Source organism: Marinomonas foliarum (genome assembly GCF_003337275.1).
GTDB lineage: Bacteria > Pseudomonadota > Gammaproteobacteria > Pseudomonadales > Marinomonadaceae > Marinomonas > Marinomonas foliarum.
In genome coordinates this window covers 13,763-36,096 of record NZ_QPJQ01000010.1, presented here as the reverse complement: position 1 = coordinate 36,096, position 22,334 = coordinate 13,763, and the positions used below count along the sequence as shown (strand labels likewise).

The following is a 22,334-nucleotide window of genomic DNA, read 5'->3' as shown; positions in this document are numbered from 1 at the left end:
CCTGATTCACCTTATATTTTTTTAGGATTAACAAATGAATCAGAGCTCAACGAATAACATTGAATTTACTCCAGCCAACAAACGTATTGCTATTCTTCATGCCTCTTGGCACGAAGATATCGTTATGAATTGCGTTGAAGGCTTTAAAAAAGAACTCGTCTCTCGCGGCTATGATGCTTCTTTGATTGACATCATCCCAGTTCCTGGCGGCTATGAAATCCCATTACAAGCAAAACTACTGGCGAAAAGTGGACAATACTCAGCTATAGCTGGAACAGCATTGGTTGTAGATGGAGGCATATACCGTCACGACTTTGTCGCTCAAGCGATTTGCAACGCGTTAATGCAAGTACAACTGGAAACGGAGGTCCCCGTTCTTACGGCGGTACTAACACCTCATAATTTCCATGAGCACGATGAGCATAAAGAATATTTCAGCCGCCATTTTGTTAAGAAAGGTATTGAGCTTGCGAATGCTTGCGATCAAACCATGCGCTTAACAGAAAAAGCGAAGCAAATGCTATAAGCCAAAAAACCAGACGTGACATATAAAACGCGCTAGGTTTACAAAAAATGCCCCGCTTCTCAAAGCGAGGCATTTTTTTCGTCCAAATATTAAGCATTGCAATTCAAGTAAAGGCCTTACTTCGAAGCGATTGATAAACAGCAGTATTTTTATCCCTTTCGGTACACAAGCCCAGCATATCATCCACAAAAAAGCCCAACGCCCTTCGCTCTATTTGCTCAATGCCCTGCTGCTGTTGCAGCGATAAATTGGTATATTTTGATGCCGCGCCAAAGTCACCAAACAAGACATGTCCATCCTCACTAATCAAAGTATTGTGAGCATAAAGGTCACCATGGCTGACTCTTTTTTCACAAAAATGAGTAACCAGACGCTCTACTTGCTCAACAATCTTGGCGATTTTTTCTATCGGAAACACTTGTTCCACTGGAAATGTATCTCGGGTGCAAGACACCAAACTCGGTGGCAAGCCTAAATTCGTGTAATGAGCAGGAATTAATTCCATCACCAAAGCCGAGCAATCAGCCTCAGTTACTTTCGCTAGCGGCTGAACCAAGTTGTCATGGTTACCAACCGCCAAACACGCATCTAACTCATCCTCAGGATAACCATCACTAGTCACCTCACCTTTGAAAACTTTAACCGCTACTGATTCAGAAAAGCCAAAGGGATTTTTTTGCCACTTTGCAAGAGAAATAACCCCAGATGCGCCTTGCCCCAATACTTGATGTAGCTCTAGATCGCGAAAGTTTACGGTTTTAAATTCGTCATGGGGGTCACGTTCCACGCAAAATGGGTTGCCAGAGAATGCCAACCAAGCTAAACGCGGCAACTCCAATAACGCATCAGGAAAAGCCTCCAACTGATTAGCCGACAGACGAACCAGCTCTAAATGACGACAGCCCACGATAGAGTCAGGCAGAGCCCTTAAACGGTTACCAGCCAAAGCCAGTTTTTGCACTTGGGTCAATCGTCCAAAATCATCTGGGAGAGAGGTTATTTTATTGTCCGTGAGAATGAGCCAACGCGTTTGTGTCGGTAACGATTCAGACGACACAGTAGAAATTTGATTGCTTTTAAAGCCAATCATTTCCAACGTCTCGCATTGCCCTAAGACGTCGGGTAGATGAGTAAACTGATTATTCGAACAGAAAAGTATACGGAGTTTTTTTAGACGTGATAAATCCTCTGGCAGATCACTTAGATTGTTATTAGACAAATCAAGAACTTCTAGGCTATCCGCTAGATCAAAAATAGCGTTAGGAAAACGAGTTAAATTCTCAGAGAGCTGTAGACGAACAACGCCCTTCAACTCCCCGCGATTAAGTTGGTCAAGTGTGTGCAAACTAGAACTCTTTCTACATAAAATTTACATGCATTATAACTAATTACATACGAGGAATGGTGGTTATCAAGTCAGTTACACCAACATCCACTCCCATTTGGGAAAGCAAGGTCGTTATTTGGCCTCGATGATGTGTCTGATGATTAAAAAAATGTTGTAGCGTAAAACCAAATTTTTGTGAGTGCTCGACCCCTTTCATATTTTTATACACAAGCGCCGAGTTAAGCATTTCATCTGTTGCCTCAGTCATCATCGCAATAATTAACTTATCTAAGTCAAAACGCTGGCTCTGCAATAAACTCAAATTATCAAACAACAGAGTATCTAGCGCCGCTGGTCGCTGTATCGTTCGAACAGGATCGAGACTGGAGAACTCAGAAAAATGATCAGCGAAACGCTTCAACCAAATAATATCCGCTACAAGGTTATGGTTTAAGGTACCAATAACTGAACCAAAAAAGGCGCCTTTGTCTTCGACCAAGTCGCTATGATTCAATTCACCAACAGCCTTATAAACAGCCTGATTCATCCATTGATTATAAGATGCCATCAGCTGCATATTGTCTTTTACTGACATGATAACTCCATGATTCATAATCCATTAAGCGGCAAGTAGCACAGAAATTAAAGCAATCAAACCAGGAACTCCCTGCACAAACAAAATCTTCTTATTGGCACTAACTGCGCCATAAACCCCAGCCACAATCACACATAACAAGAAGAAGACAGTCACCTGAAAACCCTCGACACCAAGCCATAACCCCCACAACAACCCTGCAGCCAAAAAGCCATTATAAAGTCCTTGGTTCGCCGCCATCACTTTCGTCGCTTTTGCGAAATCTGGCTTTAAACCAAAAACCTTCATACCTTGAGGCTTATCCCAAAGAAACATCTCGATATACATAATATACAAATGTAAAAGAGCGACCAACGTCGTGGCAACCACTGAAAATAACATCATAAATACAACCTCTTATTTTTATATTTTGTTGGCAGAATAGCTGTCTGAGTAAAACATCAAGAAACTATTTTAGATTCTCTTGATCTACTACTTTAGAAACTTTTTGGTTTTCATCATTTGGTGAGATCTTTCCATTGAAGTCTCTTAATACAATGGTCAACGCATCTACTACCACTTGTGGCTCAATGTCATTACTTTCTAGTAACTCAATAAGATCTACAGCCAGTTTCACGTGGTCTGGCGCAAGTTCTAAAGACATATAGGGCTCCCTGTTAAAGTTGATCTAATTTAAATGCAGAATACGTAAAGAGACAATGATAAATCTTTTTTGCTGTCTATAATGGCGCTTACAGCTAAAAATTATTCAATAGAGAAACATTTCATACACTAAAATATAAATACGCCACATTGAACGAGGTTATCGTGATTACAAATGAATTTTGGTTGGATCGTTGGAAGACTGGACGCATTGGTTTTCATCAAGAAGGCATTAACCCTAAGCTCGTAGAGTTTTGGCCAGCCTTACCGAAAAACAGTCGTGTGCTTGTGCCTTTATGTGGTAAATCGAACGATATGATGTGGCTTGCAGAACAAGGCTATGAAGTCACTGGTGTTGAGCTTTCTTCACTTGCTGTCATTCAATTTTTAGGAGACAACGATTTAACGTATGACACACACCAAGAAGGCGATTTAAAAATACATACGGTAAATGGAGGATTATCACTACGTATTATTGAAGGTGACTACTTCCAATTCAGCGAAGATAACTTTGATGCCTGTTACGATCGTGCCGCTATGGTTGCCATGCCAGATTCAAAGCGTGCAGAGTATGTTGCTCACACACTAAAGCGCTTGTCCCCGTCTGCCTGTGTGCTATTAATCTCATTACAATACGATGGTGATACTCAGGGCCCACCATTCTCAATCGAAGAAGATAACGTCCCTTTGCTTTGGGGAAACCATATTCAAAAAATTGCCTCAGAGAATCTAGCTCAAACCAACCTGCAGTATAAAGAACAAGGACACAGTACATTTGACGAAAGTGTTTGGCGAATTCAGCCTTAAAGAGGATATGACGGAATAGACTTAGATTTGGCTGTCTACCCTAGAGATTTTCTGGGATAATACTGCAGAGTTTTCCACAGACAATCCATGTATCCTCGTAATAGCAAAGAATAGTCATTCACTATTTTCACCGATACCAAGAGTAGACAATGATCAAACGACATAAAACCGCCAAACAACTTTTCTCTTACCCATTATATTGGGCAGAGTGTTATGGCGTCTCCCCCTTCCTACCAACTACTAGGGAAGAAATGGACGCTCTTGGCTGGGATAGCTGCGATGTCATCATTGTTTCGGGCGATGCTTATGTGGATCACCCCAGCTTTGGTATGGCGGTATTGGGTCGCTTATTAGAAGCTCAAGGTTACCGTGTCGGTATTATCGATCAACCAGATTGGCGTAACACAGAAGACTTCATGCGCCTTGGTCGCCCCAACTTATACTTTGGTGTGACCGCTGGCAATATGGACTCCCTGATCAACCGCTACACAGCTGACTTAAAAGTACGTAATGACGATGCCTATACGCCTTACGGCGTTGGTGGAAAACGTCCGGACCGTGCGGTTATCGTTTACTCTCAGCGCTGTAAAGAAGCTTTCCATGATATTCCAGTAATGATTGGTGGCATTGAAGCCAGTCTGCGTCGAATTGCTCAATACGATTATTGGAGTGATGAAGTTCGCCGCTCAGTGTTAATCGACTCTACCGCAGATATCCTGCTTTATGGTAATGCTGAGCGCGCCATGATTGAAGTGACCCATCAAATGGCTATGGGTAAAGCACTTGATGAACTTACAGATATTCGTGGCACAACGATTGTCCGTAACACACCACCTGGTGGCTACACTGAAATCGATTCAACCCGTGTAGATTGGCCTGGCAAAGTCGACCAGATTTACAGCCCTTACGAATACATCCCGGAAGGCAAGTGCCAAACTAAAGACGAAGAAGAGTCCGACGTCATGCCTATTCGTGTAATTCCCGCCCCACTTCGCCGTGGCGAAAAGCTTGATCCGGAAAAGACCTATATCCGTTTACCGTCTTTTGAGAAAGTCTCGAAAGATCCTGTTCTATACGCCCATACATCACGTATTTTGCACCTTGAATCCAACCCACACAACGCACGTGCTCTAATTCAAAAGCATGGCAAGAAAGAGATCTGGGTAAACCCACCGCCAATTCCGTTGGAAACACCAGAAATGGATGGCGTGTTTGATTTACCTTATGCACGAGTGCCCCACCCAAAATACAAAAAAGCCCGAATTCCGGCTTATGACATGATCAAGACATCAATCAATATCATGCGTGGTTGTTTTGGTGGCTGTACTTTTTGCTCTATCACTGAGCATGAAGGACGTGTCATTCAATCCCGCTCACACGAATCGATTTTGAATGAAATTGAAGATATTAAAGCCAAAGTCCCGGGCTTCACTGGGCATATTTCAGACCTTGGCGGGCCGACTTCTAACATGTACACGCTGAACTGTAACGATGATGAAGTACAAGCGTCATGCCGCAAACTTTCCTGCGTTTACCCGACCATCTGCTCTAATTTGAATACAGATCACAGCCCTACAACTCAGCTATACAGAAAAACTCGAGCAGTTGAAGGTATTCATACTGTATCGATAGCTTCTGGTTTACGCTATGACCTTGCCGTAGAAGATCCAGAGTACGTTCGTGAGCTTGTTACCCATCACGTGGGTGGTTTACTAAAAATCGCGCCTGAGCATTCAGAGAAAGATACTTTGTCGAAAATGATGAAACCAGGTATGGGAACTTACGATCGCTTCAAGCGCATGTTTGATAAATACTCTAAAGAAGCGGGCAAGAAACAGCATTTGATTCCTTACTTTATTGCCGCACATCCAGGCAGCTCAGATGAAGACATGCTTAACCTTGCTGTATGGTTGAAAACTAACGATTTCAAACCAGACCAAGTACAAACCTTTTATCCTTCGCCAATGTCATTAGCAACGGCCATGTACCACTCTGGCAAGAACCCACTAAAACCAGTTACCTATAAGAGTGAAGACGTTTACACGCCAAAAGACGCCAAGCAGCGAACAGTACAAAAAGGCTTCTTACGCTACCATGATCCTAGCAACTGGCAGGATCTACGCAATAGCCTAATAAAAATGGGCCGCCCAGATCTAATTGGCCATGGCGATAACAAATTAGTGCCAGCGGCAGAAAAAGATAAGCAAATCCATCGACGTCCTCAGAAAGTCAAACCAGGGCAAGCGACTGGCGCGTCACATACGTCAAATAGACCAACCATGGAGAAAAACGTAGCAGCAGAAAAGGCTCGTAATAAAAGTACTCCGAAACCGACTAATCACCGCACTAACACTGGGGGGGCGACTCCAACAAAACGCCGCAAGACAAAAGTAAAATCGCGCCAACAATAAAAGTGAAATAACAGATATAAAAAAAGCGCTAAGTTAATAACTTGGCGCTTTTTTTATTTGAATAAATACTAACTATGCTCTGTCTTTGCCAGCGTCTGTCTTCTTCGGCAAGCAAGAACCAACTCAATGGCCGATATTAAGATCAAAGTATAACCTAACGTCTCAATTCCCTCTTCGACGATATTTTTAACCAGTCTCATATAGGAATCCCCCATAACAGCCTGCCAAAAAGAACCACGTCCCATTAAGCGAGAAAATGCCATAATAGTGACAAAGCCAGCGAGAAATGTGCCAAAACTAGGCTGTTGTGAGTATTCCTTTAATGAAGCATAAATAGAAGAAAAACGCCCCCATAGGTAAATAACTACACAAACAAAAATCACACTTACAATTGTCTGCCAAGCGCCATCAAATACATAACTATCGAGCAAAGAGTCTGACTCACGAACAAACATCATAGCTGACAAAGCACCTAATAATGTTGCCGCTATATTTAATTTTTTATCCAATCGCGCTGCATACAAAAACAATATACAACTAAAGAAAGACATAAAATCCTGCATATGCTCTGTTAGAGTTTGCTCGCTGTATTCAGCAGCAGTCTGAAATTGGTATCCTTCCAAAGAAATAAGTTGCGCAACTCCGGCTACAGCAAAAAGGTAAATAAAACCACGAAGAATAAACATGAAAAAACCTCAATTTTTGGAATCGAGATTTTAGTGAAAAAAAGATGAAATAACGACATAGCACAATGAGATGACACTATCATTACTCACTTTTTGCTTATGTAATGACATTTGCAATGCAAATGTCATTAATGAAGACTCTAAGATGATTTGTAATCAATAAGGTTTAGAGAAGCCTCACTGTCCATCAGCTCATCCTGCATACTTTCCACATGCCCTGCCACTTCATCTGGGGATGAAAAATGGGCAATATGATACATAGCGTCACCCTCTTGAACCAAAGGAATGTTTTGCTTACCTATAATGATCCCGCCATTTTTACACAGCACCTTATCTAAAACATCGCCATAAGGATCTTTAATCTCAGCCAATACATCACCAGCTTCAACAAGATCACCTAGCTCTTTTATGTGAGTCGTAAAACCACTATCTGTGGCTCTTATCCAGCTACTGCTTCGGGCAATTCTCGGTTCAGAAAGCGATTTTTTGCTACGGGATTTTGGCAACATACTTAAGTGCCGCATTACACCAACTATGCCTTTAACACCTGCACGTATAGACAGCTCATCAAAACGTAATGCTTCACCCGCTTCATACAATATTACCTTTGCACCAACATCATTAGCGCACTCTCGTAGCGATCCATCACGAAGGTTTGAATTCATTAAAACAGGCACGCCAAAGGCTTTAGCAATAGATAATGTTTCAGGATCATCCAAATTTGCCCTTACCTGAGGAAGATTTGTACGGTGCAAGCTACCAGTATGGAGATCAATGCCGTAGTCGGCTTTAGAGACTATTTCGTTTAAAAATCGATCTGCAACACGACCCGCTAGAGAGCCGCGTTTAGAACCTGGGAAAGAACGATTTAAATCTCGCCGGTCGGGTAAATAGCGGCTTTGGTTCAATACACCATAACCATTAACAATCGGCACCGCGATCAAGGTGCCTTTTAGGTTTTCAAGATATTTGCTTTGAATAATTCGGCTAATAATCTCAATACCGTTAAGCTCATCACCATGAATTGCGGCACTCAGAAACAACGTCGGCCCTGAGCGTTTACCACGTTTAACAAACACAGGCATCGACATATTTGTGTCAGTGTACAACTTTACCATCGGCAGTTTTATTCGAGCTGTACCACCCAATGGAATATCAACACCGCCAATTGTTAAAGCTGTTTTCCCCATTAACCTTTCCCTTTTGTTTTTGTATTACTTAAGAACGCTGTTTTTTCAATGTGCTGAATGATCATCGCAGCCACGTCTTTACCTGTCGCAGATTCAATGCCCTCCAAGCCAGGCGAAGAGTTCACTTCCATAATAAGTGGGCCATTATTGGAGCGCAGAATATCCACACCACACATATTCAAACCCATTACCTTTGCAGCTTCTACCGCCGTACGTCTTTCTTCTGGTGACAATCTAATTAAAGAAGCAGTACCACCACGGTGAAGGTTTGAGCGGAACTCACCTTCCGCACCTTGGCGCTTCATTGCGGCAATAACTTTTCCACCAACAACCAAACAACGGATATCAGCTCCACCCGCTTCTTTAATATACTCTTGCACTAAAATGTTGGCTTTCAATCCCATGAAAGCTTCAATAATAGATTCGGCGGTCTTATTTGACTCAGCCAAAACAACACCAATCCCCTGAGTTCCCTCTAAAAGCTTAATAACAACAGGTGCACCGCCAACATTTTTTAGGAGATCACCAATTTTATCTGGATGATGCGCAAAACCAGTTTTTGGTAACCCCAGACCTTTACGAGACATAAGTTGTAGAGATCTTAATTTATCCCGTGAGCGGCTAATCGCAACAGATTCATTAATACTGTGAGTTCCCATCATCTCAAACTGCCTAACAACAGCGGTTCCATAGAAGGTCACTGAAGCACCAATTCTCGGAATAACTGCGTCGTATTTAGGTAGCGGCTTACCATCATAGCGCACAGAAGGATTACTACTTGTTATGTCCATATAACAATGCATCGTATCAATAACATCCACTTCATGACCAAGCTTTTCACCAGCCTCAACCAATCTACGGGTAGAATAAAGTCGAGGGTTACGAGAGAGAATTGCAATTTTCATAGATGTCCTTTGAACAAAAAAGAAAGCAGATGATGCTTAAAAAGGTTAATGCCAATGGCGCGAGAATAGTGAATAACCTTACATTTAGGAAGCTATTTTATTCATTTTACCTAAAAAAAATCTCCGATCACCTTTAAAATCTAAAAGCGATCGGAGACTCTTGTTAGCGATAAAGAATAATACTTATTTTTTCGGTGCGTACGGATTTTCGGAGGATTTGAATTCGAAAATAATAGGCGTACCTGTAATATTCAACACGGTTCTGAATTTGTTCTCAAGGTAACGTTTATAGCTTCCAGGTAAAGAATCCGTCTGGTTACCATGCACGACAATACGCGGAGGATTTGACCCCCCTTGGTGGGCATAGCGCAGCTTGATACGGCGACTATTCACCATTGGAGGCTGGTGCTCGGCGATAGAATCTTCAAGAATACGAGTCAATCGGTTTGTTGACCACTTGGCATAACAAGACTCGTAAGTGCTTTCAATCGTATCGTACAAATCGCCAACGCCAGTACCATGCAAAGCTGATATATAATGAACTTTCGCATATGGCACAAAACCCAAGCGGCGTTCAACTTCGCTTTTAATGTGCTCTCTATCGTCTTTCTTTAGTCCATCCCATTTATTTATAGCCAGCACCACACCACGACCTGCATCTAATACATAACCGATCATGTGAAGATCTTGTTCAACCAAGTCTTCATGGGAGTCAATGACAACAATAACTACGTTAGCGTCTTGGATAGCCTGTAAAGTCTTAACAATAGAAAATTTTTCCACTGCTTCCTTCACATGCTTACGACGGCGCACCCCTGCAGTATCAATAAGAGTATATTCTTTATCATGACGTACATAAGGAATGTAAACGCTGTCGCGGGTAGTACCGGGCATGTCATAAACAACAACACGATCCTCGCCTAGCATTCGGTTTACCAATGTAGATTTACCCACATTTGGACGGCCAACTACACCGATGCGAATACCACGTGACGCTAGATTAATTTGGTTCTTCGCTTCTTCCACACGTTCTGCATACGGCAACATAACCTTATCAATAAGGACATGAACACCTTTACCATGAGAAGCAGCAATAGGATGTAACTCACCCATACCTAGGGAATAGAAGTCTGCCAAAGCAATATCTTCATTAATACCATCGGTTTTATTGACAACAAGAGTGATTGGCTTATTCGATCGACGCAAATGATTCGCTATCATTTCATCGGCAGGATTCAAACCATGACGACCATCGACAATAAATAAAACAGTATCGGCTTCTTCTATCGCTAATAGCGACTGTCTAGCCATTCTTTCATCAATACCTTGTTCATCGCCACTGATACCACCAGTATCAATAACAATAAATTCATGCTCACCAAGCTTACCATCACCGTATTTACGGTCACGAGTTAGGCCGGGGTAATCGGCAACCAAAGCATCACGTGATCTCGTCAACTGATTGAAGAGAGTTGATTTGCCAACATTGGGTCTACCTACCAATGCAATAACTGGAATCATTTTTTTACCTATAAAAATACAAAGTGGCCACCACCTCTATGAATGAGATGGCAGCCGCTTTAAAAATTCGCTAACACAAAATCAAAACTGATTTTAATAGCTCAATGCCGTCACATTAGAGTTCGGCGTTAAAATAAACATTTTCTTGTCATTTGAGACCATTCGACTACCAGGCGGAACCTTACCATCGGCTAATCTTTGTGCAGCAACCTCACCAGTTACCAGGTCAAGTAAATGAACATATCCACCACGATCCATCACAGCGACGTAATCGCGAAAAAACTCAGGAGTGATTAAGTCACGCTCCTCAAGATCAGAGTTCTTCCACACCTCAGTACCGTTTTTAGCATTTAGAGCAATAACATTACTCTTCATATCAACAGCAACAAGCAGCTCACCTTTCACCGCGACACCAACCGAACTGGATATGTTACGCTGCCATAAAGGTCGACCGCTCTCAATAGAAAGCGCGACAAGCGTCCCATTATAGGCAACAGCATAAACAACGCCATTATCTACAACTAAACGGCCATTGATATCACTTAAACGTTCAATCTCGTAACGACCTTCTGGCTTACCGACATCATACGACCAAGCTAAGCTACCAGTCTGTAATTCGTAAGCTTTCAACTTACCGTTTGCAAAACCAACGATTACTTTGCCATTTTCAATAACAGGCGCGCTTGTACCACGTACTGTTAACGATGGCAAATCTTCTTTTGCTCGCCACTGAGTTTCCCCAGTACTTGCATCCAGCACACTAATCCAACCATCCGCGGTTTGAATTGCTAACTTTCCAGCAGCATAAGCAGCCTCAGACAACACCTCTGAGCTTAGTGTTTTCTCCCATAACACAGTCTTAGTTGCCAACGAAGCAGCAACAAGCTGAGCGTCATAGGTACCGAAATACAAAACATCTTCGTGACGAGTTACACCTGAACTGGCTTTATACTCTGTCGGAAAAATACGCTTCTCTTTTCCGCGATTCTGCCCAAGCTCGTAAAGTGTGCCCTTATCAGTGACAAAGAACAAAGAAGCGTCATCTAGGACAAGGTTAAATCTTTCACTAGACTCACCAAAATTACCATCGACACCAGAGCGCCAATCTGTCCCTAAATCCACTTTATTCTTGAGGGGAGGAAGATCAGCTAAAGCTGGACGTGAATTAGAACAACCTTGAAGCACAAGTGCCGCAAGTAATGTGATGAATATAGTAGACTTACGCATAGTTAACCTTTCACCAAATCCTTCAGTTTTATTTCTAGTAACGGATGATTTACACCCGTACCAATGGCTTCACTTGCTTTTTGGTAAGCAAGACGAGCCTCGTCACGCTTTCCTTGCTGCATAAAAATATCACCAATCAACTCTTGCTTCTGCGCTTCAAACTCTTCATCAGACACTTTGTCAGCGCGCGTCATTGCGGCAGAAAAGTCTTCTTTCTGAAGCAATAGTTGCGCGACTCGCAAATCAGCAATGGCAACAAAAGAAGCATCGCTTGTTTTAGAAATAGCATTATCTAAAGCTGCAATCGCCTCATCGTAGTTACCATTTTCAGCATCTACTCGAGCCAAAAACAACTGACCAAACATGGCATAACCAGTATCACCATAATCGTCTGAAAGTTGCTTAGCGATAAAAGTTACCGTCTTTTGATTATTTTCATCACTTAAATCTGCAGAAGCTTGAACCAAATTTTGGTACAGAGCAGATGCCTCACTAATATAGTTAGCTTGATTGTTTTTCCAAGCTTGCCAACCAAAATACCCACCTACAGAAGCTGCGACAACAATGACCAATACTAGACCATTCTTTTTCCACCATGTCTTAAACGCTTCAATTTGTTCTTCTTCAGTCTTTAATTCAGACACTTTCTCTTCCTCATGCAAGGTATACAACCAATTTTTGGTAGGCGCACACTATTCAATCAAATTACAACTTGGCATTAATATATGCAGAAACACCGTCAAGAGAGTAAGCTTGCTGCTCACCCGTTAACATGTCTTTAACCTGACAAATACCTTGCTCAATCTCATCTTGGCCTAAAATAATCGTAAAGCGAGCTTCGGACTTATCAGCTTTCTTCATCTGATTTTTGAAACTTCCACCGCCACAATGACGTAACACGACTAAGTTGGCGTTCCCCTCGCGTAAACTCTCCGCCAATACAAAAGAAGCGACTTCCGCTGCCTCCCCCATGCTTATAACAAAAACGTCTGTCGAGAATTTAGCGCCTGCCGGTATCAAATCTAACGTTTCAAGTAAAAGCACCAAACGTTCGATCCCCATTGCAAAACCAACGGCTGGAGTAGACTTTCCACCCAACTGTTCCACCAAACCATCATAACGACCGCCAGCGCACACTGTTGCCTGTGAACCTAAATGCGTTGTTACCCACTCAAAAACTGTTTTTCCGTAATAATCTAAACCACGTACCAAACGACGGTTAATGACATACGAGATACCATTAGCTTTCAAGATAGCCTGCAGAAGGTCAAAGTGAGCTTGTGACTCTTCACCAATAAAATCTTCTAAGTTCGGCGCATCTTTCAACACAGCCTGAGTTGGCTCATCTTTAGAATCTAATATTCTTAATGGATTAGTATCTAAACGGCGTTGACTATCTTCGTCTAGCTGACCTTTATATTGTGTCAAATACTCAACCAAAGCCGCTTTATAAGCTTCACGCTCAGAGGCCAAGCCTATGGTGTTTAACTGCAACTCAACGTGCTCAAGCAGCCCAAGTTCTTTCCATAACCGAGCCGACAAAATAATCAACTCTGCATCAATATCAGCCGTTCCCATTCCGAACGACTCCACACCGATCTGATGAAACTGACGATAACGCCCTTTCTGCGGTCGCTCGTAACGGAACATTGGCCCTGTGTACCATAAACGCTGAACTTGATTAAACAACAAGCCAGCCTGGTCAGCAGCTCGCACACAACTTGCGGTGCCTTCTGGTCGTAAAGTAAGAGACTCACCATTACGATCATCAAACGTGTACATTTCTTTTTCAACGATATCTGTTGTTTCACCGACACCGCGTTTAAACAAATCCGTATTTTCAACAATTGGGAAACGGATTTGTTGATACCCATAGGATTTAACAACACTCGCTACTGTTTTTTCTAGATATAACCAAACAGAAGACTGATCAGGCAAAATATCGTTCATTCCCCTGATTGCTTGAATTTTACGAGCCACAATGGATCCTTAATTTTTTACAATAATATTGGCGATTTCACGTTCTTTTAGAACCGCCTTTTTTCGAATCATTTCTTCCAAGTCATCAACAAGTGTTGCGTTTTTCGTTTTGCTACTTGGCTTACCGTCTTGATAGATCAAATTATTTGGCGATCCACCAGCCAAACCGATATCGGCTTCTTTTGCTTCACCAGGTCCATTAACCACACAACCAATGACAGCAACGTCCATCGGAATAGTAATGTCTTCTAATCGCTCTTCTAGCTCATTCATTGTTTTAATAACATCGAAGTTCTGACGTGAGCAGCTTGGACAAGCAATGAAGTTAATGCCGCGATTACGCAACTTTAAGCTACGCAACATATCCCAACCGACTTTAATTTCTTGCACTGGATCAGCTGCAAGAGACACGCGAATGGTATCACCAATGCCATCCATCAAAAGCAAACCAAGCCCAATAGAGGATTTCACAGTACCTGAACGCAAGCCCCCAGCTTCTGTAATGCCAAGGTGTAAAGGGTTATCGATCTGGCTAGCAATTTTTCGATATGCCTCAACCGTCATAAAAATATCAGACGCTTTCAGGCTTAATTTGTATTCGTGAAAGTCTAATTCATCGAAGTACTGAATTTGGCGAAAAGCCGATTCAACCAGCGCATCTGGCGTTGGCTCACCGTACTTTTTCTGAAGATCCTTTTCTAAGGAACCAGCATTCACGCCAATACGAATAGGGATATTTTTGTCTCTTGCACAATCAACAACAGCGCGAACACGGTCTTTATTACCTATATTGCCGGGGTTAATACGTAAACAATCCACTCCGTATTCAGCGACTTTTAACGCAATTTTATAGTCAAAATGAATATCAGCTACAAGTGGAATTGATACTTCGGCACGTATTTTCTTAAATGCTTCAGCGGCATCCATGGATGGAATAGAAACACGAACGATATCTGCACCAGCGTCGGCTATCGCACGGATTTGCGCAACCGTTGCATCAACATCGCACGTTTCAGTATTTGTCATACTTTGGACACTAATTGGCGCACCTCCGCCAACGGGAACATTCCCAACCATAATCTGTCGAGAGTGACGTCGTTTAATAGGTGATTCAAAATGCATAAGGGTCTCTACTTGAGCTCAAAACGAGCCAAATCTTTACGTGTAAAAGAAGAAAAATCGAAATCGTTGCCTTTGTAGGTCAAAGATGACACGCCTTTGGCATATCCCAAGACCACACGGTAAGGTGCCTTACCTGTTAAGGATAACTCACTGCCAGCAGACTTAACGCCTGAAAACAAAATTTTTCCAGTCGCATCTCTCACTTCAGTCCAGCAGTCAGCATCAAAAGCAATCACAACTTCATCAGAATAAGTAGGCAATACTGGCTCAGGGGACACTTCAGTAGGTACTTCAGAGGTTGCTCTTACTACCTCGTCAGGATTAACACCAGCCTCTTCTAGAATAGCCATTGTTTCAGCAGACAAACCAGTTACTACATCGCCATCATCTGCGACATCTTCAGCTGCCGTCATTTCAGGAGTGCTTTCTGATAAATCTTGAGACTCCTCTGTGGCGTTATTAACATCCACCTCTGGCTCACTAGGTGTTTCTTCGACAGCGGCCTGCTCGGAGCTCTGAGCGCTTTCTTCTACAATGCTCACATCATCTGCAGATTGCGCCGGCCACCAAAAAACTAAAAACACTAAAACGGCGACAATAACTACCGATATAAACATAACGATAGGGTCACCCAAATGACTCTGTCTATTCACTTTATCAACAGGCTTGATTGTCGACTCGGCATCAGCACGCTCTGCATCAAATGCGTTCAACATTTCTGATGTTTCTATGCTCAATAATCGGCAATAACTTTTAAGAAAGCCACGAGCAAAGGTACTAGAACGAAAATATTTAAAATTATTCGCTTCAAGTGCTCGTACTTGGTCAATGGGGATTTTTAACTCTGTAGCAACATATCTTTCATCAAACTCTAGCTCAAGTCTCTTCGCTTTAAGTCGCTTACCAATATTAATCGTATCTATATTCGTTTTACTTACAGGAGCATCAGTTTGAAATTCAGTTGTCATGTCAATACCTTGAGCCATTCAGGCATGTAAAATTACTCGCAGATGAGGACAGTGTAGGGTCAGTCTCGCGTGCAATTAGATGCCGCGACAGACAGTTGTACTCATCAAAATGCACCGATCCTCGGGCAATTTGTTTATTAGCCTGGATATTATTAAAAATTAAGCGAGCTTTGTCATTACTACCTTGTATTAAAACAAGATTGAGCTCCGTCATCAAACCAATCAGAGGTAAATCAGCAATTTCTTTTGCCTGTTTTAGATAGATTCCAGCTAAATTTACTTGATTCTGACGTATTGCACATCTGGATAGGTTAATTTGCACTGTCTGGCGCCTATTAGGGCTATTTTTATCTGCATTTTCAAATGCCTTACAAGCAAGTTCCCAACGCTCCTCCACCCCCAACAGCACGCCATAGTTATTCAACAAAAAACCGTCATTTGGGTATTCACTTAGTGCCCTTTCGTGAACCGCTATAGCTTCGCTGTACTCTTCAACACTCAACCAATATAACCCAAGCAAACGCCAATACTCCCTAAATTGCTCCGAGGAACCCACCTGATCTAGCTGCCACTTTGCCAAAGGCCACTGACCCAGTAAAAGATGCGCTTGTATCATTGAGAGGCGCTTTGAGTCAGATATAGGAGGTCGCTGAGGGGAAACAGCTTGATAAGCACAAGAGGAAATCAACAAGCAACACAATAAAAAAGGCAGTAACCATAAGCGCATACAGACATCCTTGTCATATACAATTTTTTTGAACAATAAGTTAGTTTTTTACTTCTCGCAACTCAATATACTTCTGACTACGGCGAGTTTTGTCATGAAAATCCCCCACTAATTGACCACAAGCAGCGTCGATATCATCACCACGAGTCGTTCGAACTGTCACTGTATAACCTGCATCAGCTAGGATTTTCTGGAATCGACGAGTACGGTTATTAGATGGTTTTTCATAACCCGAATGAGGGAACGGATTAAATGGAATCAAGTTGATTTTACATTCCAATACTTTAAGAAGCTCAGCCAATTCATGGGCCTGCTCTTCGTTGTCATTCACACCAGACATCAAGGTGTATTCAATCGTAATATGGCGCTTATCTGGTAAATTTGCCAAGTAGTGCTGGCAAGATTCGATTAACTCAGCAATCGGGTATTTTTTATTAATAGGAACAAGCTCATTACGCAAAGCGTCATTTGGCGCATGCAATGAAATAGCCAAAGACACATCAGTACGTTTTACCAACTCATAAATCTTAGGGACCACACCTGAAGTACTCAAGGTGACACGGCGCTTAGACAATCCATAAGCATGGTCATGCATCATTAGAATCATAGCATCAACTACAGGCTCAAAATTCATCAATGGCTCGCCCATACCCATCATAACTACGTTGGTAACGCGACGAGGACCATTCGGGTCCATAGGGCCAAAAGACTTAATCGCAATCCACACTTGCCCAATAATTTCAGCGGGAGTTAAATTACGGTTAAAACCTTGCTTACCTGTTGAACAAAAGCTGCAATCCAAAGAACAACCCACTTGAGATGACACACACAAGGTCGCGCGATCACCATCAGGAATCAGTACGGTTTCAACACAATCGTTCTTGCCGCCTTCAGTTCGGATAATCCATTTACGTGTACCGTCAGTTGAGATATTTTGAGAAACCACTTCCGGCCCACGAATCTCACAAATTTGCTCTAATTTAGCACGCAAAGCCTTGCTGACATCCGTCATTTCATCGAAGCTTTCCGCTCCCTTTTGATGGATCCATTTAATCACCTGAGTGGCACGGAATTTCTTCTCGCCAATGGATTCAAAAAACTCGATCAATTTCTCAGGGGATAAACCCAACAGGTTTACTTTTTTGGTGTCAGTCATAATTCAATGTCGCTTGCTATGGTTAGCATTAAGTGTAAACGAAAAAAGCCTCTGAAAAGAAAAGTCTTTTCAGAAGCCTCTGTAAAAAAGCGGGCTGACGCCCGCCCTTTCAAAACAGATCGGACATAAAGGTCCTAGCTGTCAATTACTTACCGAAGAAGTAAGCAATTTCACGTGCTGCAGATTCAACAGAATCAGAACCGTGAACAGCATTTGCATCGATAGACGTTGCGTAATCTGCACGCAAAGTACCAGCAGTTGCCTCTTTAGGGTTAGTTGCCCCCATAAGCTCACGGTGACGAAGAACAGCGCCTTCACCTTCGAGAACAGAAACAACAACAGGACCAGAAGTCATGAAAGCAACCAAATCTTTGTAGAAAGGACGCTCTTTGTGCTCAGCGTAGAAGCCGCCAGCCAACTCGTCGTCTAGTTGAATCATTTTAGCTTCAACAATTTTAAAACCAGCACGCTCGAAACGAGTGTAGATTTCGCCGATTACGTTTTTAGCAACAGCATCTGGCTTGATGATTGATAGAGTACGTTCTAACGCCATGGTATAACTCCAAATTAAATTTTGAGGGCGATGCCTTTGCATGACCCAGGACATAAAAGTTCAGCGCGCGTATTATACGCATCAATTCATTAAAATTGTACGATCAAACGGACATTATTTATTCAAACCAGAATAAAAGTACCAATTATTACGACTAAGCCATAGAGCGAAGGCGAGTCACTGCGTTTTTGATCGTATCAGCAGCAAAATCCACCTCTTCTTCCGTGGTAAAACGTCCCACAGAAAGACGCAAGGAACTGTGCGCTAGATCATCAGCTAAACCAATCGCTCGTAAAACATAAGAAGGCTCCAAGCTTGCTGAAGTACAAGCCGAACCAGATGAAACAGCAATATCACTCAAAGACATCAACAAAACTTCGCCATCAACATCAGAGAAACCAACATTCAACACGCCGGCAACGCGGTTATCTGAATCACCATTGAGATGCACTCCAGATAGCTCAGTCAAAGAAGCCCATAAACGCTCACGCAAGGCTTTGATGCGAGTACAATCCTGTTCCATATATTCACCAGCCAAACGAAACGCTTCCCCCATACCGACGATTTGATGAGTCGCCAAGGTACCAGAGCGCATACCGCGTTCATGGCCACCACCGTGAATTTGCGCCTCTAGCATCACTTTTGGCGAACGTCTTACATATAAAGCACCAATCCCTTTTGGTCCATAAGTCTTATGAGCCGTAAGCGACATCAAATCTACTTTCATAGCATTAACGTCAATCTCAATTTTGCCTGTAGTTTGCGCAGCATCAACATGAAAAAACACGCCATGAGATCGCGTTATTTCTCCAATCGCCGCAATATCGGTCAGCACGCCAAGCTCATTATTACCATGCATAAGAGAAACCAAAACAGTATCTTCGCGAAGCACTTCTTCAACTTGCCCCGGTGAAATCACACCATGAATATCTGGCTGTAAATACGTTACTTCAAAGCCATCTTTTTCAAGCTGCTTACAAGGATCCAAAACCGCCTTATGCTCAATCATCGACGTAATAATATGTCGGCCTTTCTGACGATAAGCATGAGCAACACCCTTAAGAGCCAAGTTATTGGCTTCCGTCGCGCCCGACGTCCAAACAATTTCACGAGAATCGGCCTTAATCAAACTCGCAACTTGCAACCTAGCTTCCTCTACCGCTTCTTCAGCACGCCAACCAAATAGATGCGAGCGAGAAGCAGGATTACCAAAATTACCGTCCTGCGTTAAACACGCCATCATTTTTTCAGCCACTCTTGGGTCGACTGGCGTGGTAGCAGAATTATCTAGGTAAACAGGGGTGTTCATTTAACGCTCTCCAATATCAATTAAGCTGCTGCCTGTGCAATGCCTTTTATGCGCCCTACAATAGAGCGCAAACCATTGCCACGAGTTGGACTCAAATGCCTCTCAAGATCCAGCTCTTCAAAATAAGCCGTTATATCAAAATCTAAAATTTCTTGTGGTGTTTTATGATCCAATGCAGCCAAAACCAATCCCAGTAAACCACGCACTATAATGGCATCACTGTCTACGGCAAATGTCAGAACCTCACCTTTTGTCGCATCTTGCTCACTATCCGGCTGAATCCAAACACTGCTCTGACAGCCCTTTACCAAACGCTCTGAAGTGCGCCATGCATCATCAAATGCAGGTAAGGATTTACCCAAATCAATGATGTACTTGTACTTATCTTCCCAGTCGTCAAAAAACGACAGATCATCTACGATGTCTTCTGTACTAGGCAAAGCCATGACTACCCTCTTTTTTACATCAAGCCTATTAAAACAAAAACGGCATTAGCAAAGTGCCAAGGCCGTTTAATATTGTATTCGATTTTAATGAATGACCGAAGCCATCCCAGAAAGACATTAGAAGAAAAGACCCGCTTCTAGCTGTGCCTCTTCACTCATCATTTCTCGTGACCATGGCGGATCAAATACCAACTCCACTTTCACCGTTTCGACATTAGGCACTTTCGCCACTCGATACTTAACGTCACCAACCAACACTGGTCCCATTCCGCAACCCGGTGCCGTCAGTGTCATATCGATAAAAACAGACTTGCTGTCTTGATCTACTGTTACTTTATAAACCAAGCCTAAAGACACTAAACTAATCGGAATCTCTGGGTCATAGATTGTATCTAGAGCTTGCCAAACCTGTTCTTCACTTACTTCGCCAGTACCGAGATCTTCAAAATCTAGAACTTCAGGCTGCTGACCAATTGCTTCAGCGTCGGTTCCATCTATACGAAGCATATTACCTTGCCAAGTGACAGTGTAATTCCCCCCCAAACTCTGATTAATCGTTATAAACTGACCTTCAGGAATACTAACTGGCTCACCGCTTGGCACTCGTCGCGCAGGGCAAGCACGGTTTGTAACTACCATTTTTTGCATGAAGTTAACTCACACTAAAGCTTTCGCCACAGCCACATTCCGCTACAACGTTAGGGTTTTTAAACTTCACAACTTCGTTAACGCCTTCGCGTACCAAGTCAATCTCGGTGCCTTTCAGCATTGTGGTTGATTGCGCATCAACCGCAAGCGTGACACTGCCAAACTCTAATACAGTGTCTTCTTCCAAAGCGCTATCAACAATATCCAGCACATAAGAAAACCCTGTACAACCACTTTCTTTGGTACTTAACCGAATAAGTTTGCCGGGTTGTTTTGTCAATTTTGAGGCAAAATATTTCTGTGCAGAAGCGGTTAAAGACACGCTAGAGACAGGATCAAACGTTGTTACTGTCATTGAAACCTCCTAAGCCAGCATTGTTCGCACTTTTTTCAGTGCCACAAACAAAGCGTCAACTTCTTCTAATGTATTATAAATCGCGAACGATGCTCGCGCGGTACCAGGAACATTAAAACGTGCCATCAAAGGCTGCGCACAATGATCACCAGTACGAACAGCAATCCCCTGACGATCCAGCAAAAAACCAATATCCGCAGGATGACCTTGGTCCAGAACAAAACTCAATACGCCAATTTTTTCTTTGGCTGTACCAATAATGGTTAAACCTTCGAACTCTTCAGCCAGCTCAGTTGCTCGATCTAATAGCGCCTTCTCATGGGCTGCTACCGCATCCTGATCCAAAGCGCTAAACCAACGAATTGCCTCACCCATAGCAATCGCATCACCCACATTGGGCGTACCTGCTTCAAAACGATAAGGCAATACATTCCAAGTCGCATCTTGCAAAGTCACGGTGGAAATCATCTCGCCACCAGTGCGCCAGACAGGCCAAGTCGATAAAACAGACTCTTTACCCCATAAGACACCAACTCCCATTGGCCCATAGATTTTATGACCTGAAAAGGCATAAAAATCACAACCAATATCTTGCACATCAGCATAGCCATGAGCAGCACCTTGAGCACCATCTACCAGTACCCAAGCTCCGACTTTTTTCGCTTTAGCCGTCATTTCTTTAATGGGATTTACGGTCCCCAACGCATTGGAAACATGCGGAAAAGCCACAAATTTAGTATGCTCGTTCAGCATGGCATCATAAGCCGCTTGATCTAATTCACCAGCATCTGTCACGGGAATCGTTCTTAAAGTAGCACCTGACGCTTTACAGGCTTGCTGCCAAGTAACGAGATTGGCATGATGGTCCATTCCAGTCGCGATAACTTCATCACCCGGTGACAACAAAGACCCCAAACCATTGGCGACTATATTAATCGCCTCGGTGGTGCCTGTTGTCCAAATCACTTCTTCGCGTTTCGGCGCATTGATAAAGTTTTTAACAATATCTCGTGCATCTTCAAAACGACGAGTTGCCTCGTCCGCAAGACGATGGGCACCACGATGCACATTGGAATTGCAAGTCGAGTAATAATCAACCAAAGCATCAATCACACACTGTGGCTTTTGCGTTGTCGCGGCATTATCGAGATAAACAAGTGGATTACCATCAATGACACGCTTTAAAATCGGAAATTGCTCGCGGATAGCCGCTACATCAAAACTCATTCGATT

At 42.8% G+C, this 22,334-nt stretch carries 24 protein-coding genes; 3 read left to right on the top strand and 21 right to left on the bottom strand.

What is annotated here, in order from left to right:
• Positions 1-34: 34 nt before the first annotated feature.
• The gene (locus DFP77_RS07260; RefSeq protein ID WP_114411619.1) at positions 35-526 is read left to right on the top strand and encodes a 6,7-dimethyl-8-ribityllumazine synthase; all 492 of its coding nucleotides are present in this window, start codon (positions 35-37) and stop codon (positions 524-526) included.
• Between the two features lie 103 nt (positions 527-629).
• On the opposite strand, the gene DFP77_RS07255 is transcribed toward DFP77_RS07260, so the two are convergent.
• The 4 genes from DFP77_RS07255 to DFP77_RS07240 all read right to left on the bottom strand — a co-directional run bounded on the left by DFP77_RS07255 (position 630) and on the right by DFP77_RS07240 (position 3,091).
• The gene (locus DFP77_RS07255) at positions 630-1,871 is read right to left on the bottom strand and encodes a leucine-rich repeat-containing protein kinase family protein (protein WP_114411618.1); all 1,242 of its coding nucleotides are present in this window, start codon (positions 1,869-1,871) and stop codon (positions 630-632) included.
• 43 nt (positions 1,872-1,914) lie between these two features.
• Positions 1,915-2,448, bottom strand: a complete 534-nt coding sequence (locus DFP77_RS07250; protein ID WP_114411617.1) for a DinB family protein — start codon at positions 2,446-2,448, stop codon at positions 1,915-1,917.
• A 24-nt stretch (positions 2,449-2,472) separates the two neighbouring features.
• Entirely contained in the window at positions 2,473-2,832 is a 360-nt protein-coding gene (locus DFP77_RS07245; protein ID WP_114411616.1) for a DUF1304 domain-containing protein, read from the bottom strand.
• A 64-nt stretch (positions 2,833-2,896) separates the two neighbouring features.
• Positions 2,897-3,091 carry a DUF2496 domain-containing protein gene (locus DFP77_RS07240; protein ID WP_114411615.1) on the bottom strand — a complete coding sequence of 65 codons (195 nt, stop codon included), beginning with the start codon at positions 3,089-3,091 and terminating at the stop codon, positions 2,897-2,899.
• Positions 3,092-3,255: 164 nt separating this feature from the next.
• Here DFP77_RS07240 and tmpT point away from each other — a divergent pair, with 164 nt between their 5' ends.
• Positions 3,256-3,897 (top strand): thiopurine S-methyltransferase, encoded by a 642-nt coding sequence (gene tmpT, locus DFP77_RS07235; protein ID WP_114411614.1) that lies wholly within the window; start codon positions 3,256-3,258, stop codon positions 3,895-3,897.
• A 149-nt stretch (positions 3,898-4,046) separates the two neighbouring features.
• On the top strand, positions 4,047-6,308 hold the full coding sequence (locus DFP77_RS07230; RefSeq protein ID WP_114411613.1) for a YgiQ family radical SAM protein: 2,262 nt from the start codon (positions 4,047-4,049) through the stop codon (positions 6,306-6,308).
• A 68-nt stretch (positions 6,309-6,376) separates the two neighbouring features.
• Here the strand turns inward: DFP77_RS07230 and DFP77_RS07225 are convergent, their stop codons facing one another.
• From DFP77_RS07225 to DFP77_RS07145, 17 genes are all read right to left on the bottom strand, one after another.
• Positions 6,377-6,994 carry a hypothetical protein gene (locus DFP77_RS07225; RefSeq protein ID WP_114411612.1) on the bottom strand — a complete coding sequence of 206 codons (618 nt, stop codon included), beginning with the start codon at positions 6,992-6,994 and terminating at the stop codon, positions 6,377-6,379.
• Between the two features lie 140 nt (positions 6,995-7,134).
• On the bottom strand, positions 7,135-8,184 hold the full coding sequence (locus DFP77_RS07220; RefSeq protein WP_114411611.1) for a succinylglutamate desuccinylase/aspartoacylase family protein: 1,050 nt from the start codon (positions 8,182-8,184) through the stop codon (positions 7,135-7,137).
• Positions 8,184-9,089 carry a 30S ribosomal protein S6--L-glutamate ligase gene (rimK, locus tag DFP77_RS07215; RefSeq protein WP_114411610.1) on the bottom strand — a complete coding sequence of 302 codons (906 nt, stop codon included), beginning with the start codon at positions 9,087-9,089 and terminating at the stop codon, positions 8,184-8,186. The genes DFP77_RS07220 and rimK overlap by 1 nt, the downstream gene beginning before the upstream one ends.
• 183 nt (positions 9,090-9,272) lie before the next feature.
• Positions 9,273-10,610 carry a ribosome biogenesis GTPase Der gene (gene der, locus DFP77_RS07210; protein ID WP_114411609.1) on the bottom strand — a complete coding sequence of 446 codons (1,338 nt, stop codon included), beginning with the start codon at positions 10,608-10,610 and terminating at the stop codon, positions 9,273-9,275.
• Positions 10,611-10,703: 93 nt separating this feature from the next.
• Positions 10,704-11,837: an outer membrane protein assembly factor BamB gene (gene bamB, locus DFP77_RS07205; RefSeq protein WP_114411608.1), complete on the bottom strand. Its 1,134-nt coding sequence runs from the start codon at positions 11,835-11,837 to the stop codon at positions 10,704-10,706.
• Positions 11,838-11,839: 2 nt separating this feature from the next.
• On the bottom strand, positions 11,840-12,481 hold the full coding sequence (locus tag DFP77_RS07200; protein ID WP_114411607.1) for a YfgM family protein: 642 nt from the start codon (positions 12,479-12,481) through the stop codon (positions 11,840-11,842).
• Between the two features lie 61 nt (positions 12,482-12,542).
• On the bottom strand, positions 12,543-13,817 hold the full coding sequence (gene hisS, locus DFP77_RS07195; RefSeq protein WP_114411606.1) for a histidine--tRNA ligase: 1,275 nt from the start codon (positions 13,815-13,817) through the stop codon (positions 12,543-12,545).
• A 9-nt stretch (positions 13,818-13,826) separates the two neighbouring features.
• On the bottom strand, positions 13,827-14,939 hold the full coding sequence (gene ispG / locus DFP77_RS07190) for a flavodoxin-dependent (E)-4-hydroxy-3-methylbut-2-enyl-diphosphate synthase (RefSeq protein WP_114411605.1): 1,113 nt from the start codon (positions 14,937-14,939) through the stop codon (positions 13,827-13,829).
• 8 nt (positions 14,940-14,947) lie between these two features.
• Entirely contained in the window at positions 14,948-15,907 is a 960-nt protein-coding gene (locus DFP77_RS07185; RefSeq protein ID WP_239544316.1) for a RodZ domain-containing protein, read from the bottom strand.
• Between the two features lies 1 nt (position 15,908).
• Positions 15,909-16,634, bottom strand: coding sequence for a hypothetical protein (locus DFP77_RS07180; protein ID WP_114411603.1), 726 nt, complete (start codon positions 16,632-16,634; stop codon positions 15,909-15,911).
• A 40-nt stretch (positions 16,635-16,674) separates the two neighbouring features.
• Positions 16,675-17,790: a dual-specificity RNA methyltransferase RlmN gene (rlmN, locus tag DFP77_RS07175; RefSeq protein WP_205115454.1), complete on the bottom strand. Its 1,116-nt coding sequence runs from the start codon at positions 17,788-17,790 to the stop codon at positions 16,675-16,677.
• Positions 17,791-17,935: 145 nt separating this feature from the next.
• Complete coding sequence (gene ndk / locus DFP77_RS07170) at positions 17,936-18,343, bottom strand: nucleoside-diphosphate kinase (protein WP_114411601.1); 408 nt, start codon at positions 18,341-18,343, stop codon at positions 17,936-17,938.
• A 154-nt stretch (positions 18,344-18,497) separates the two neighbouring features.
• The gene (locus tag DFP77_RS07165) at positions 18,498-19,652 is read right to left on the bottom strand and encodes an IscS subfamily cysteine desulfurase (RefSeq protein ID WP_114411600.1); all 1,155 of its coding nucleotides are present in this window, start codon (positions 19,650-19,652) and stop codon (positions 18,498-18,500) included.
• Between the two features lie 20 nt (positions 19,653-19,672).
• Positions 19,673-20,098: a SufE family protein gene (locus DFP77_RS07160; protein WP_114411599.1), complete on the bottom strand. Its 426-nt coding sequence runs from the start codon at positions 20,096-20,098 to the stop codon at positions 19,673-19,675.
• A 117-nt stretch (positions 20,099-20,215) separates the two neighbouring features.
• Positions 20,216-20,746: a putative Fe-S cluster assembly protein SufT gene (gene sufT, locus DFP77_RS07155; RefSeq protein WP_114411598.1), complete on the bottom strand. Its 531-nt coding sequence runs from the start codon at positions 20,744-20,746 to the stop codon at positions 20,216-20,218.
• Between the two features lie 4 nt (positions 20,747-20,750).
• The gene (locus DFP77_RS07150) at positions 20,751-21,101 is read right to left on the bottom strand and encodes a HesB/IscA family protein (protein ID WP_114411597.1); all 351 of its coding nucleotides are present in this window, start codon (positions 21,099-21,101) and stop codon (positions 20,751-20,753) included.
• Between the two features lie 9 nt (positions 21,102-21,110).
• Entirely contained in the window at positions 21,111-22,328 is a 1,218-nt protein-coding gene (locus tag DFP77_RS07145; protein WP_114411596.1) for an aminotransferase class V-fold PLP-dependent enzyme, read from the bottom strand.
• Positions 22,329-22,334 lie beyond the last annotated feature (6 nt).